The 12,678-nt window shown below is 71.7% G+C and carries 13 protein-coding genes; 5 read left to right on the top strand and 8 right to left on the bottom strand.

From position 1 onward, the window contains the following. Positions 1-3: 3 nt before the first annotated feature. The 3 genes from ACZ6MZ_RS05295 to ACZ6MZ_RS05285 all read right to left on the bottom strand — a co-directional run bounded on the left by ACZ6MZ_RS05295 (position 4) and on the right by ACZ6MZ_RS05285 (position 3,750). Positions 4-1,044, bottom strand: a complete 1,041-nt coding sequence (locus tag ACZ6MZ_RS05295) for an AAA family ATPase (RefSeq protein ID WP_389790780.1) — start codon at positions 1,042-1,044, stop codon at positions 4-6. Between the two features lie 106 nt (positions 1,045-1,150). After that, positions 1,151-3,250, bottom strand: a complete 2,100-nt coding sequence (locus ACZ6MZ_RS05290; protein ID WP_469349942.1) for a VMAP-C domain-containing protein — start codon at positions 3,248-3,250, stop codon at positions 1,151-1,153. Continuing rightward, positions 3,247-3,750 carry a CU044_2847 family protein gene (locus tag ACZ6MZ_RS05285; RefSeq protein WP_469349940.1) on the bottom strand — a complete coding sequence of 168 codons (504 nt, stop codon included), beginning with the start codon at positions 3,748-3,750 and terminating at the stop codon, positions 3,247-3,249. The genes ACZ6MZ_RS05290 and ACZ6MZ_RS05285 overlap by 4 nt, the downstream gene beginning before the upstream one ends. 198 nt (positions 3,751-3,948) lie before the next feature. Between ACZ6MZ_RS05285 and ACZ6MZ_RS05280 the strand changes: the two genes are divergently transcribed. Next, positions 3,949-4,131, top strand: coding sequence for a DUF6104 family protein (locus tag ACZ6MZ_RS05280; RefSeq protein ID WP_384184194.1), 183 nt, complete (start codon positions 3,949-3,951; stop codon positions 4,129-4,131). 45 nt (positions 4,132-4,176) lie between these two features. Here the strand turns inward: ACZ6MZ_RS05280 and ACZ6MZ_RS05275 are convergent, their stop codons facing one another. Next, a complete protein-coding gene (locus ACZ6MZ_RS05275) occupies positions 4,177-4,983 on the bottom strand; it encodes a hypothetical protein (protein WP_469349938.1) in 807 nt (268 codons plus the stop codon). A 148-nt stretch (positions 4,984-5,131) separates the two neighbouring features. Here ACZ6MZ_RS05275 and ACZ6MZ_RS05270 point away from each other — a divergent pair, with 148 nt between their 5' ends. Together ACZ6MZ_RS05270 and ACZ6MZ_RS05265 are read left to right on the top strand one after the other, a co-directional pair. Beyond that, positions 5,132-6,016 carry a DUF4097 family beta strand repeat-containing protein gene (locus ACZ6MZ_RS05270; protein ID WP_469349936.1) on the top strand — a complete coding sequence of 295 codons (885 nt, stop codon included), beginning with the start codon at positions 5,132-5,134 and terminating at the stop codon, positions 6,014-6,016. A gap of 1 nt (position 6,017) precedes the next feature. Further along, on the top strand, positions 6,018-7,043 hold the full coding sequence (locus ACZ6MZ_RS05265) for a helix-turn-helix transcriptional regulator (RefSeq protein WP_469349934.1): 1,026 nt from the start codon (positions 6,018-6,020) through the stop codon (positions 7,041-7,043). Positions 7,044-7,152: 109 nt separating this feature from the next. Here the strand turns inward: ACZ6MZ_RS05265 and ACZ6MZ_RS05260 are convergent, their stop codons facing one another. Together ACZ6MZ_RS05260 and ACZ6MZ_RS05255 are read right to left on the bottom strand one after the other, a co-directional pair. After that, on the bottom strand, positions 7,153-7,704 hold the full coding sequence (locus tag ACZ6MZ_RS05260) for a Clp protease N-terminal domain-containing protein (protein WP_469349932.1): 552 nt from the start codon (positions 7,702-7,704) through the stop codon (positions 7,153-7,155). After that, entirely contained in the window at positions 7,704-7,913 is a 210-nt protein-coding gene (locus tag ACZ6MZ_RS05255) for a helix-turn-helix domain-containing protein (RefSeq protein ID WP_384184180.1), read from the bottom strand. The genes ACZ6MZ_RS05260 and ACZ6MZ_RS05255 overlap by 1 nt, the downstream gene beginning before the upstream one ends. 64 nt (positions 7,914-7,977) lie before the next feature. Here ACZ6MZ_RS05255 and ACZ6MZ_RS05250 point away from each other — a divergent pair, with 64 nt between their 5' ends. Then, the gene (locus tag ACZ6MZ_RS05250; RefSeq protein ID WP_469349930.1) at positions 7,978-8,820 is read left to right on the top strand and encodes an MBL fold metallo-hydrolase; all 843 of its coding nucleotides are present in this window, start codon (positions 7,978-7,980) and stop codon (positions 8,818-8,820) included. A 7-nt stretch (positions 8,821-8,827) separates the two neighbouring features. On the opposite strand, the gene ACZ6MZ_RS05245 is transcribed toward ACZ6MZ_RS05250, so the two are convergent. After that, the gene (locus ACZ6MZ_RS05245) at positions 8,828-9,790 is read right to left on the bottom strand and encodes a zinc-binding dehydrogenase (protein ID WP_384184174.1); all 963 of its coding nucleotides are present in this window, start codon (positions 9,788-9,790) and stop codon (positions 8,828-8,830) included. Between the two features lie 150 nt (positions 9,791-9,940). Continuing rightward, positions 9,941-11,194 (bottom strand): NAD(P)-dependent malic enzyme, encoded by a 1,254-nt coding sequence (locus ACZ6MZ_RS05240; protein WP_389790771.1) that lies wholly within the window; start codon positions 11,192-11,194, stop codon positions 9,941-9,943. Positions 11,195-11,713: 519 nt separating this feature from the next. On the opposite strand from ACZ6MZ_RS05240, the gene ACZ6MZ_RS05235 reads away from it, so the two are divergent. Then, entirely contained in the window at positions 11,714-12,676 is a 963-nt protein-coding gene (locus ACZ6MZ_RS05235) for an ABC transporter substrate-binding protein (protein ID WP_389790770.1), read from the top strand. Positions 12,677-12,678: the final 2 nt, after the last annotated feature.

The following is a 12,678-nucleotide window of genomic DNA, read 5'->3' as shown; positions in this document are numbered from 1 at the left end:
GCATCACCTCGGCCGGTCGAGTCGCTGGATGAGCAGGTCGGCCAGCCGGTCACGGCCGGCGGGGGCGGCGGCGTCGGTCAGGTATATCGCGTTCAACAGCTGGTCGGTGGAGATGAGTTCGCTGCGCGAACGCTCCAGGAAGTGGGCGATGAGATCGTCTCCGGCGCGCGCGGCCTCGTCGCCGAGGTGGGCCCGTACGAAGGTCGCGAGCCGCTGGTGATCGGGGCGGCCAAGCTCCAGATGGATACAGCGGCGCATGAGGGGCGCGGGGAAATCGCGCTCCCCGTTGCTGGTGAGGACGACGAACGGGAAGGCCCTGCACTGCACCCGGCCGCCCCTGACCTTCACCTTCCTCCCGTCGTCGGTGAGGACCTCGGCCTCGCCGTCGGGCAGCCGGTCGGCGATCCGCTCCAGCTCGGGAATGCCGAACTCGCCTTCCTCCAGCACATTGAGGAGGTCGTTCGGCAGGTCGATGTCGCTCTTGTCCAGCTCGTCGATCAGCAGGACGCGGGGCTGTTCCGAGGGCAGCAGGGCGGTGCCCAACGGGCCGAGCCGGATATAGCCGCCGATGTCCGCCGAGGGATCCTGGCCGTCCGTAGCGCCCGCGCCGGCCGCCGCGCTGTGCGCGGCGATCTGCACATCCTGCAGCCGGGCGATGGCGTCGTAGTGGTACAGACCGTCGAGGAGAGTGGACCGGCTGACGATGGGCCAGCGCAGGACCCGGCCGAGTCCCAGTTCATGCGCGACGGAGTGCGCCAGGGTGCTTTTGCCCGCGCCGGGGCTTCCGGTGACCAGCAGCGGGCGCCTCAAGTAGAGCGCGGCGTTGATCATTTCCAGCTCCTCGGCGCCCGGCCGGTGCAGCTCGGCCTCGTGCCGGTAGCCGCCGAGCCGGCGGTCGGCCGAGCCGTCGCCGCTCTCGTCACCGGGAGAGCCGCCGTCGGGGCCCGCGAAGTCCCGCCAGGGCGGGGGCGGAGGCAACTGGCTGATGCCCGCGTGCGGTTCGCCGGCCCCGCGGTAGATGAGCCACTCGCTGGGTTCACTCATAGCGTGTTCCTCGTCGTCACTCGTCCGCCAGGGGCTGCGACCGCCGAACGTGCCTCACGGTAGCGATCGTCCGCGGGCCCCGTAAGAGGTCCGCGGACAGGCCGGTTCACGGCGCCTCCAGCAACTGGCCGGAACCGGGAAGCGGATGGTGCGGATCGTCGTAGAACAGCGCGACGCCGTCCGACCAGTACGTCTCCGTACGGCCCGCGCGCACGCCCTGTCGCAGCTCGTGGATCATCCGCGGCAGCTGATCGGCCGTCCCGGCCTCGGCGACGGTGTCCGCTGCGTTGCGGTGGAAGTCCGCGCAGACCACGTCCGGCCGGTCCTTGCCCCGCCGCAGCAGGGCGATGTGGAAGCCGCCGCGCATCATCCGGGCCAGCCCGGCGGCGGTCTCCGCGTCGGGCCGGTCGGCGAAACGGCAGAGCACGGGCACGGTTTCGTACGCCAGGGAGCGCAGGTCTTCCTCCGTCGGTACGGGTACCCGCAATCCGTCCTCGCAGTCGATGATCTCGGCGCGCATGGCGGCGCTCCACGCGCGGCTCCAGCGCGCCCTGCGCTCCCGGGCCTCGTCCTCCGACAGCGGGGGCTCATGGTCCGAGCAGCGGACGACCACCGGACGGGCGACCCCGAGCGGCGGCTCGTCGGCCGACAGCTGCCAGGTGTCGACGTCCATGCCGAGCAGGGCCTGGACGACGGCGACCTGGAGCACGGCGGGGCTGTCCGGCTCGTCGCACCGCCGGAACGCCTCGGTCAGCGAGGCGGTGAGCCGGTCCTGAAGGGCATGTCCCGGGGTGCCCCGGCTGTCCTCGGCGACGGGCTGCACCTCTCCGGTGTGCCGGGCGACCCCGACCCGCCAGTCGTAGCTGTCCCGCTCCCAGCCGCGCGGCTCCAGCTCCAGCAGTACGAAGGGGCGCTCGCCGTCCCGGGGCCGCTCGCCGTACGCCGGGGACGCGCGCCGCTCCTCACGGTCCGTGCGATGGCGGCCGGCCGACCAGAGCCGGGTGATCTCGTTACGGAACTCCCGCGAGAGCCGCTCGTCGGCGATCCACTTCACCCATTTCCACAGCCTCTCCTCGGACGCCGCGGTGGACTGGGTGACATAGGGGCGCTCGGCGGCGATGACACTCATGCAGTAGCGCAGGACCAGTTCGAGCGCGGCCTCGCCGCCCCGCGTCTCGTACAGCGCGCCGAGCCCGTCGCGCCAGCTGCGCGGCGCCGGATAGCGGTCGACGGAGTGGACGCCCGGCAGCCGGACGAGCAGGTCGAGCAGGCTGTGGGTGCTGACGGGGGGCGGCAGTTCGGCGAGGGCGCCGAGGAGGACGACACGCTGCTGGGGGCTGAGGGCCCGGTCGGCTCCCGCGCCGAGCCCGCTCTGCACATCGGTCCAGGTCCAGCCGGTGCCCACCCGGTTGGTGTGCCGGTCGGCGTGGTAGCGGTCGTGGGCGTGGAACACCCCCTGGTAGTCGTCGTCGGACTCCGTGCCGGCCATCGCGGCGGGCACCGGCAGGGAGCGCAGCCGCTCGACGCCGATGGATGTCCCGCCCATGCCGCCGACGAGCTGCGACTTGAGCACCCCGACCACCTCACCGCGGGTCAGGTCGACGGTGGGCCCGCCGGACACGCCCGGCGGCAGCACATCCCCGCCGAGCCGCATCTGCTCGTCGGGGTCGGCCCATCCGCCGACCGTGCCCTGCACGGCGCACTGTCCGCTGAGCCGCTTCAGCCGCCCGCCCACTTCGGTCCAGCCGGAGTAGAGCACCTGGCCGCCGCCGAAGAAGGCCGCGGGGCGCTCGGTGACGTACACACAGGCGTGCTCGACGGGCCGGCCGAGCCGGATGAGCGCGAGGTCCGGGGCCGGCCAGCCCCCGGCCGTACCGAACGGGCGTGCGGCGTCGGGGCCGCGGGACGGCTCGGGAAGCGCCGCGACCACGGTGCCCGCCACCGAGGTCTCGCCGCTGCCGGGGCCGGTTTCGAAGATCACTGTCACGTCCCGCCCCTCCCCCTGCATCGCCACGTGCGCACACGTAAGAATCCAGCTCGGGGCGATGAAGAAGCCGCTCCCGAGGAAGCCGCCACCCGGTCCCCCGGGAGCATGCCCGGCCGCGGGGCCATGGATGCGCACCGTGGCCGCCATGACGAGGTCCACGAGCGCACGCCGGGTGTCGTCCGAGGCGCCCCATGCGCCCCGGCCGCCCCCGTCGATCATGGTGTGCTCCCGGCGGGTGGTGTGGGCCCGTCCGGATGCGCCGGTGCGCCGGGGGATGCTCCGGCGGCGGGGGACTGCGGTGCGCCCCCGGGCGGGGGCGTGGCGGCGGGCGGCGGAACCGGTGTGGCGGCCTGCGGGACCGGGGCGGCGGCCTGCGGGGGCACCAGCGGCGACGACAGGTCGGTGGGCGGACCGCCGTCGTTCCAGGTGAGGGTGACCTTGATCGCCCCTTTGGCCTCGCCACCCCCGAGCAGTCCGACAACCTTGCCCGACTTGGCCGTCAGTTCGATTCCGAACTCGATGCTGACCTCGTCGGGCCGCACCGCGCGCAGCGGTCCGACGAGCGACCGCGCGACGCTGGTCACCACGCCGTGCAGACTCTCGACCCTCGCCTGCACCTGGTCACCGAAGCCGGTGTCGGAGAACGTCAGACCGCCGGAGGGGCGCTCCAGTTCTTCGGCGCCGGAGATCCGGGCCCATACGGGCGTGCCGTCCGGCATCTCAATGCGCGTAATACGGGCCTCACCGTCCACCGTGACATCCCCCGTTCCCCCAATTCCCCGCAGGCTAGCGGCAGTACGGCGGCGAAGCGAGGTACATGGAGCAGGACGGCGATTCGCGCCCGGCCGGTTCTCGGCGTTCCCACGGTCCGTACTCCTGGCCGCCGCACCGCCCCCACCAGGCATTAGGCTGATTCCATGTACTTCACGGACCGTGGGATCGAGGAACTGGAGAAGCGGCGCGGCGAGGAGGAGGTCACTTTCGAGTGGCTGGCCGAACAGCTGCGTACGTTCGTCGACCTCAATCCCGATTTCGAGGTCCCGGTCGAGCGCCTCGCCACCTATCTGGCGCGGCTGGACGACGAAGACGATGACGAGTAGGCGGGCCGTCTCCGGCGGGGGTCCGGAAGGGGGGACGTGCCGGGTTCAGTCCTGGGCGCGCAGCCGGTCGTACGCGAGCCCCAGCGCGCCGTGCGCGATCAGCAGCGCGCCGGCGAAGGCCCAGCCACCGCTGCGGCGGCGGGCTGCCCAGAGGGCCAGCGAGACGCCGGCCGCGAGCTGCGCGGCACCGAGCGCCCTGGCACGGGGGCCGCAGAGCCACGGGCCGAGCGGACCTTCCTCCACCACGTCCGGTTCGGTCCATACGGCATCGCGCCGGCCGGCTCCCTCGATCTGCTCGGCGCCCGGCCGGATCCGCGCCACCTCGCGCAACCGGTCCGCCGGTTCGCCCGGGGCGAGGCCGGCCGGGAGCCTGAGGCCGGTACGGGTGAGGAACTCGGCCAGCGCGAGCAGCCGGCCCCGGGCATCGGCCTCCGGAGCCTGCCGGGTCATCGGCTCCAGCGCCTGGACGTCCAGTACGGGATCGAGGCCGAGGCGGGCCGCGAACGTACGCATCGCCTCGTCCTCGCCGGCCGGCGTGCCGTCCGCCAGCCAGATGTAGCCGACGGGGCTGCGGAAACCGGCCGCCAGGGTGTATCCGGCCCGGTCCGCGTCCCACCACAGGGCGAGGACCGGCCAGTCGGCGCCGACGGCGAGTGCCGTGGCCCAGCCGGCGACCACCCGGTCGACCGGGTGGTCGCCGTCCAGCCAGCGCTTCCCCTCCGGGACCAGCACGCTCCAGTTCCGGCCGGCCGGGGCGAGCAGCAGCCGTTCGCGGAGCAGCTGGGCGGCGGGCCGTACCGCCGCCGGCTCGGCCCGGCACAGCAGCAGCGCCCCTGCGGATGTCGCGTTCATGGCCCTTACGCTAGGGCACTTTGCCCGGATGTGAGCGCTGCACCCCGTTACGGCCTGCCACCGGCCTTGACTTCCCGTAACCGCGATATATCGTGTTACATCGAAGACGCGATATGTTGCGTCGCGCCCGGCCAGGGAGGTCAGCACCATGGCAGAGTCCACGTGGGAAGTCGCTGAGCGGAAGAAGCTCACTTTCGACGACCCGGTGACGGCACTCAACGTGCGCATCGTCAACGGGACGGTGAATGTCGTCGGCACGGATGAAGCCGTGCTCAACGAGCAGGGCGGCGCCCGACTGGAGATCTCCCACGTCGAAGGCCCGCCGTTGATCGTCACCAAGAACGGTTCCACGCTCACGGTCGCCTACGAGGACCTGCCCTGGAAGGGCTTCCTCAAGTGGCTCGACCGCAAGGGCCGGCACCGCAGCGCCGTCGTCTCCCTCGCCGTCCCGGCCGGGACGGCGGTCGAGGTCGGACTGGTCGGCGCCGGGGCCGTGATCTCCGGAATGCGAGGGCGTACGGACATCCGCGGGGTCACCGGCGACACGACCCTCGTGGGCCTCTCGGGCCCGGTCCGCGCCGACACCGTCTCCGGCAATCTGGAGGCCCAGGCCGTCACCGGCGACCTCCGCTTCCAGTCGGTCTCGGGCGATCTGACGTTCATCGAGGGCGCGGGGTCCTCCGTACGGGCCGACTCGGTCAGCGGCGACATGGTCATCGACCTCGCCCCGGCGGGAAAGCCCACAGAGCTCGAGCTCACCACGGTCTCCGGCGAGCTCGCGATCCGGCTGCCGCACCCCACGGACGCGCGGGTCGAGGCGAACACGGCGAGCGGCACCGTCTCCAACGCGTTCGAGGATCTGCGGGTCAGCGGGCAGTGGGGCGCGAAGAAGATCACCGGCACGCTGGGGGCGGGCACGGGCACGCTCAGGGCGACAACGGTGTCGGGCTCGATCGCGCTGCTGAGAAGACCACCGGCGGAGGACGAACCGCACGACACCTTTCCGGTAGCGGCCGACACGAAGGAGCTCTGACATGCCTCCGGTCTTCGCCCACGGGCGACTCCGGCTCTATCTGCTCAAGCTCCTCGACGAGGCCCCGCGCCACGGCTACGAGGTGATCCGGCTGTTGGAGGAGCGCTTCCAGGGCCTGTACGCGCCCTCCGCCGGCACCGTCTATCCGCGGCTCGCCAAGCTGGAGGCCGAGGGCCTGGTCACGCACGCCACCGAGGGCGGCAGGAAGGTCTACTCGATCACCGACGCGGGACGCGCGGAGCTGGCCGGGCGCAGCGGTGAACTGGCCGATCTGGAGCTGGAGATCCGGGATTCGGTCTCCGAACTCGCCGCGGAGATCCGCGACGACGTACGGGGCGCGGCGGGCCAGCTGCGCAGCGAGATGCGGGCGGCGGCGTCCGCGACCCGTAAATCCTCCGCGAAGTCCTCCACGGCCCAGGGCGGTCCTGGGGACGGCGACCGGGACGCGGCCTTCGGGGACACGGTCTTCGGCGACGCGGAGTCGTGGCGCGCGGCGAAGGAAGAGCTGCGGCGCGCGAAGCAGGAGTGGAAGGAGCAGGCCCGCCGGGCGAAGGACGAGTCCCGCCGGGCCCGCGAGGACGCGCAGCGGGCCCGCGAGGCGATGCAGCGCATCGCGCAGCAGGTCCAGGACCAGGTGCAGGACCACTTCGTGCGGGGCGACTGGCCGACGGGGGTACGGGAAGGACTCTCGGACCTGGTCGGCCAGCTGGGCGGGCTGGCCGGTACGGCACGTCCGTCGCGTACGAAGCCGGCGGACCCAGCTCCGGCCCCGGCTCCGGCCCCGGCTGCCGAGCCGGCCGCCGAACCCTCCCCCGAGCCCGGCCCTGAGCCCGGCTGGGCGAAGGACACGCCGGAGACGGACGATCCGGCGCGCACCCTGGACCGGCTGCTGGACCGCTTCCGCGACGACATCCGCGACGCGGCGAGGGACCACGGGGTGACGGATGCCCAACTGGGCGAGGCACGCCGTCACCTGTCCACGGCGGCGGCCCACATCAGCGCGCTTCTGCGTACGCCGCGGGTCTGACGGTCGCAGTGGGGGCGTGGGGTGGGGCGCGGAGTGGGGCGCGGGGGCACACGCGGCCGGCGGGGGGGCGTGGGCGCCGGGCATCGCGCCGCCCACGCCCCCGCGCGCCTCACTCCTGCTCGCCGAACATCGCCCGCGACACCGTCGCGTACGTCGCTCCGTGGTCCGCCAGCACCTCCGCCACCACGCCAGGACACGCCGTCAGCGCCAGCAGGATGTGTTCGTCGCCGATATGCCGGTCACCGCGGCCCACCGCGATCCGCAGCGACTTCTCCAGCGCCCCCTTCGCCGCCGGCGTGAACCCCCGGCGCCCCGGCCACCATCGCTTCGGCTTCCCGCCGACCCGCATCGCCCCCTCCCCGTGCGCCTCCTCGACCTTCGAGACGATCTCCCCCAGGTCGATCCCGATCCCGGCCAGCGCGTCCGCGTCCGCCTGCGACAGGCCGCCCCGCCGCCGGGCCTCCGCGAGCGCGGTCTCCACCGACTCGCGCCGCCCGCCGATCCCGAGCGAGGCGAACGCGAAGGACGCGCGCGTGCCCTCCTGGTCCAGCAGCGCCAGCAGCATGTGTTCCTCGGCGACCGTGTCCGCACCCGCGCGCTCGGCGTGTCCGACAGCCCCGGTGACCACACCTCGGGCGCCCTCGGTGAAGCGTTCGAACATCACTGCCTCCCGTACTTCTTGTGCGCGGCCTGCCGGCTGACGCCCAGCTCGTCCGCGATCTCCTGCCACGACCAGCCCTGATTGCGGGCGCTGCGCACCTGTACGGATTCGAGCTGTTCCAGCAGCCGCCGCAGTGCGGCGACGGCCCTCAGCCCGACCCGGGGGTCGCGGTCACCCGCCCGTTCGGCGAGATCCGTTGCTTCGGTCATGATGTCAACGTACGTTGACATCAAAGCGGCTGTCAACCAAGGTTGACGGGCTTAGGGTGGACAGGTGATCGACTACCTCGCAGACACACCCGTGCCCGGCACGCTCGACGTCGACTGGCACGCCGACGTACCTCTTCAGGTCCACGTCCACAGCGAGAACACGCTGATCCTGCGTCAGGGCAAGTCGGTGCACTTCGAGGCGCCGTTCCTCTTCCTGCTGTTCGGGAACGAGCGCGCGCTGCTCCTCGACACCGGAGCGACCGCCGACCCCGCCCGCTTTCCGCTGCGCGAGACCGTCGACGGGCTGGTGGCGGACTGGCTGCGGCGCCATCCGCGCCCGGAGGCGTACGGCCTGCTCGTCGCCCACACCCATGGGCACGGCGACCACATCGCGGCGGACGCGCAGTTCGAGGACCGCCCGCACACCACGGTCGTCGGACCGGGACTCGACGACGTCCTCGCCGCGTACGGACTGACCGGCTGGCCGGACGGGCTCGGCGAGCTGGATCTGGGCGGCCGCGTCATCGATCTCATCCCCGGGCCTGGCCACGAGACGGCCGCCGTCGTCTTCCACGACCGGCACACCGGGCTGCTGCTGACCGGCGACTCCCTCTACCCCGGGCGCCTCTACGTCCGCGACGCGCCCGCGTACACCCGGACCGTCGACCGGCTGCTCGACTTCTGCGCGTCCCGGACCGTCACCGATGTGCTGGGCTGCCATATCGAGATGACGACCACACCGGACGTGGACTATCCGCGCGGTACGGTCCACCAGCCGGACGAGCCCCCGCTCGCGCTCACGACCGCGCATCTGCGCACGCTGCGCCGGGCGCTGACGGAGACCGCCGGCCGGCCGGGCTCGTACCCGTACGGCGATTTCATCCTCGTGCACCAGTCCGAGGACTGACCGTCGCTCAGCTGGTCAGGACGATCTTCCCGAAGAGATCACCCGCGGCCATCTTCTCGAAGCCCTCCCGTGCCCGGTCCAGCGGCAGCACCTGGTCGATGACCGGCCGTACGCCCGTCGTCGCGCAGAACGAGAGCAGATCCTCCAGCTCGTCCTTGGACCCCATCGTCGAGCCGACGACCCTCAGCTCCAGGAAGAAGATCCGGGTCAGCTCGGCGTGCTCCGGCCGGTCTCCGCTCGTCGCGCCCGAGATCACCAGGGTGCCGCCGCGCCGGAGGCACTTGATGGAGTGCGACCAGGTCGCGGCGCCGACCGTCTCGATGACGGCGTCGACGCGCTGCGGCAGCCGCGCGCCCGGTTCGAAGGCGTCGAGCGCGCCCAGTTCGACGGCCCGCGCCCGCTTGGCCGCGTCGCGGCTGGTGGCGTACACCCGCAGCCCCGCCGCGCTGCCGAGCACGATCGCGGCGGTGGCGACCCCGCCGCCCGCGCCCTGGACGAGGACCGAATCCCCGGGCCGTACACCGGCGTTGGTGAAGAGCATGCGGTACGCGGTCAGCCAGGCGGTCGGCAGACAGGCGGCCTGCTCGAAGGTCAGCTCGGCGGGCTTGGGCAGCACGTTCCAGGTCGGCACGGTCACCTGCTCGGCGAAGGTGCCCTGGTAGTGCTCGGTGAGGATCGAACCGGTCTCGCGCGGCCCGACCCCGTGGCCGGTCTGCCCGACGACGGAGTGGAGGACGACCTCGTTGCCGTCCTCGTCGACACCGGCTCCGTCGCAGCCGAGAATCATCGGCAGCTTGTCCTCGCTCAGCCCCACCCCGCGCAGCGACCACAGATCGTGGTGGTTGAGGGAGGCGGCCTTCACCGTGACGGTGGTCCAGCCGGGGCGCGCCTCGGGCGCGGGGCGTTCGCCCAGCTCAAGGCCGTTGAGGGGGTGGTCGCGGTCGATGCGTGCTGCGTAGGCGGCGAACATGACCTTGACCCTAGAGCGGGAGCCGGACGGCAAGGAACCGTACTGCTGTGTGACACGCGTCCCGGACGCCGGGAAAGCGCGCGGGCCGCGTCGTACCTCCCCAGGAGGCCACGACGCGGCCCGTACGAGCCGTACAGGCGCCGGAGGCGGTCAGCGGCGCGCGACGCCCTCCGCGCGGGCCGCCGCGGCCACCGCCGCCGTCACGGCCGGCGCGACCCGCTCGTCGAACGGCGACGGAATGACGTAGTCCGCGGCGAGTTCGTCGCCGACGACATCCGCCAGCGCGTTCGCCGCGGCGATCTTCATGCCTTCGGTGATACGGGAGGCCCGCACCTGGAGCGCCCCCGCGAAGATCCCGGGGAAGGCCAGCACATTGTTGATCTGGTTCGGGTAGTCACTGCGCCCGGTCGCCACGACCGCCGCGTACCGGTGCGCGATGTCCGGGTGGACCTCGGGGTTCGGGTTGGCCATCGCGAAGACGAACGCGCCGGGTGCCATCGAGGCGATGGCGGGCTCCGGGACCGTACCGCCGGACACGCCGATGAAGACGTCCGCGCCGGACAGCGCGGCTTCCAGCGAGCCGGAGAGCCCGGCCCGGTTGGTGATCGCGGCCAGCTCGCGCTTGACGTCGGTCAGGTCGTCGCGATCGGCGCTGACGACGCCCTTGCGGTCGGCCACCGTCACATCGCCGATGCCCGCCGCCAGCAGGAACTTGGCGATGGCGACACCGGCCGCGCCCGCGCCCGAGATGACGGCGCGCAGATCACCGAGGCCGCGCCCGGTCAGCTTCGCCGCGTTCCGCAGGGCCGCGAGCGTGACGACGGCCGTGCCGTGCTGGTCGTCGTGGAAGACGGGGATGTCCAGCCGCTCCTGGAGCTTGCGCTCGATCTCGAAGCAGCGCGGCGCCGCGATGTCTTCCAGGTTGATCCCGCCGAACGAGGGAGCGAGCCGCACCACCGTCTCGATGATCTCGTCCGTGTCGGTGGTGGCGAGCGCGAGCGGCACCGCGTCGACGCCGCCGAACTGCTTGAACAGGATCGCCTTGCCCTCCATCACGGGGAGCGAGGCCTCCGGACCGATGTCGCCGAGCCCGAGCACCGCCGTACCGTCCGTCACGACGGCGACGACCTGCGACTTCCAGGTGTAGTCGTGCACCAGCTCGGGGTGCTCGGCAATCGCGCTGCACACCTTCGCCACACCGGGCGTGTACGCGAGGGACAGGTCGTCCTTGTCGCGCACCGGCACCGTGGCCTGGATGGCCATCTTGCCGCCGCGGTGCAGCGCGAAGGCCGGATCGAAGGGCTCCTCGGTGGCGTTCCGCGTACTGTCGGCGCCGGGAGAAGCGGTGTCATCAGCGCTGCCAGTAGCGCTGTCGCTGCGAGGATTGACGATCTCCGCTGCCATGTAGGTGACCCCTTAAAGTCTTCATCAGTTGAGGGTGGCCACTCCTGGTTGAGGAGGGGTGGGTGGGCACCGCGTCCGCGCCCCGCGTCGGCGGTTGGCCCGCCCGGCAGGGGGATATGCGCACGCGCGGGCGCGCCGCACACGCGCCCTGAGCCCCGGATGAGGGGTGTAATCGTCCTTCTTACCCGACGGTCGCATCGTCCACGAGTCCACATCCCCGCGGTGACATGACTCATAGCCGAACATTCGGACACTTCCGTCACACGGTATGAATCGCGTTCGAGAGACGAAAGGGGCCGGAGATTATCCGGCCGGAAGAAGGCGTTCCAACAGATGGTCCGGTTCTGATGTACCGCCATATTGGGGTGCGGGGGTCTCCCGTTACCCGATTTTGACATGCCTGGTCCCCTGAATGGGCCAGTCCAAATGGCAGGATGCCCTAATCACACACGGTCGCGACACTCGAAGAGGCGTGCCCGACCACCTGGCAGCTCCCTCACCCGTCGGAGGACCCTGATCATGACCGCAAGCACCACCCGTCGTACGACCGCCGCGAAGTCCCGGATCGCCGCGGTTGGCGCGATCGCGGTCGCGGGCGCCATGCTGCTGACCGCCTGTGGCGACCAGACGGACAGTGGCTCGAAGAAGGTCGAATCCTCCGACTCGGCCAAGGCTCCCCTCTTCGACCAGCTGCCCAAGGCGATCCAGGACAAGGGCGTCATCAAGGTCGGCTCCGACATCGCGTACCCGCCGGTCGAGTTCAAGGACAAGGCCGGCAAGACCGTGGGCATCGACCCGGACCTCGCCGACGCGCTCGGCAAGCAGCTCGGGGTGAAGTTCGAGTTCGAGAACGGCACCTTCGACACGCTGCTCACGGGTCTGCGTTCGAAGCGGTACGACATCGCCATGTCGGCCATGACGGACACCAAGGACCGCCAGGACGGCGTGGACGGCGAGACCGGCAAGAAGGTCGGCCAGGGCGTCGACTTCGTCGACTACTTCACCGCCGGTGTCTCGATCTACACCAAGAAGGGCGCCGACAAGGGCATCGCGAGCTGGTCGGACCTGTGCGGCAAGAAGATGGTCGTCCAGCGCGGCACCGTCTCGCACGACCTGGCGAAGGCCGAGAGCGAGAAGTGCACCACGGCCGGCAAGGGCAAGATCGCGCTGGAGGCCTTCGACAACGACCTGGAGGCCCAGACCCGGCTGCGCGGCGGCGGCGCCGACGCCGGCTCCAGTGACTTCCCGGTCGCCGCGTACGCGGTGAAGACCTCGGGCGGCGGCAATGACTTCCAGCTGGTCGGCGAGCAGGTCGAGGCCGCTCCGTACGGCATCGCCGTGGCCAAGGGCAACGAACTGACCAAGGCGCTCCAGTCCGCCCTGGACGCGATCATCAAGAACGGCGAGTACGGCAAGATCATCGCCAAGTGGGGTGTCGAAGCCGGCGCGGTCACGGAAGCCAAGCTCAACGGCGGCTCCTGATC

It is taken from the genome of Streptomyces sp. NPDC042201, from assembly GCF_055582185.1.
This window is presented reverse-complemented; position numbering and strand designations above follow the sequence as displayed.

Bases quoted from the DNA above. Each gene is read 5' to 3' on its own strand.
- ACZ6MZ_RS05295 (WP_389790780.1), bottom strand. From the start codon at position 1,044: ATGAGTGAACCCAGCGAGTGGCTCATCTACCGCGGGGCCGGCGAACCG.
- ACZ6MZ_RS05290 (WP_469349942.1), bottom strand. From the start codon at position 3,250: ATGATCGACGGGGGCGGCCGGGGCGCATGGGGCGCCTCGGACGACACC.
- ACZ6MZ_RS05285 (WP_469349940.1), bottom strand. From the start codon at position 3,750: ATGCCGGACGGCACGCCCGTATGGGCCCGGATCTCCGGCGCCGAAGAA.
- ACZ6MZ_RS05280 (WP_384184194.1), top strand. From the start codon at position 3,949: ATGTACTTCACGGACCGTGGGATCGAGGAACTGGAGAAGCGGCGCGGC.
- ACZ6MZ_RS05275 (WP_469349938.1), bottom strand. From the start codon at position 4,983: ATGAACGCGACATCCGCAGGGGCGCTGCTGCTGTGCCGGGCCGAGCCG.
- ACZ6MZ_RS05270 (WP_469349936.1), top strand. From the start codon at position 5,132: ATGGCAGAGTCCACGTGGGAAGTCGCTGAGCGGAAGAAGCTCACTTTC.
- ACZ6MZ_RS05265 (WP_469349934.1), top strand. From the start codon at position 6,018: ATGCCTCCGGTCTTCGCCCACGGGCGACTCCGGCTCTATCTGCTCAAG.
- ACZ6MZ_RS05260 (WP_469349932.1), bottom strand. From the start codon at position 7,704: ATGTTCGAACGCTTCACCGAGGGCGCCCGAGGTGTGGTCACCGGGGCT.
- ACZ6MZ_RS05255 (WP_384184180.1), bottom strand. From the start codon at position 7,913: ATGACCGAAGCAACGGATCTCGCCGAACGGGCGGGTGACCGCGACCCC.
- ACZ6MZ_RS05245 (WP_384184174.1), bottom strand. From the start codon at position 9,790: ATGTTCGCCGCCTACGCAGCACGCATCGACCGCGACCACCCCCTCAAC.
- ACZ6MZ_RS05240 (WP_389790771.1), bottom strand. From the start codon at position 11,194: ATGGCAGCGGAGATCGTCAATCCTCGCAGCGACAGCGCTACTGGCAGC.
- ACZ6MZ_RS05235 (WP_389790770.1), top strand. From the start codon at position 11,714: ATGACCGCAAGCACCACCCGTCGTACGACCGCCGCGAAGTCCCGGATC.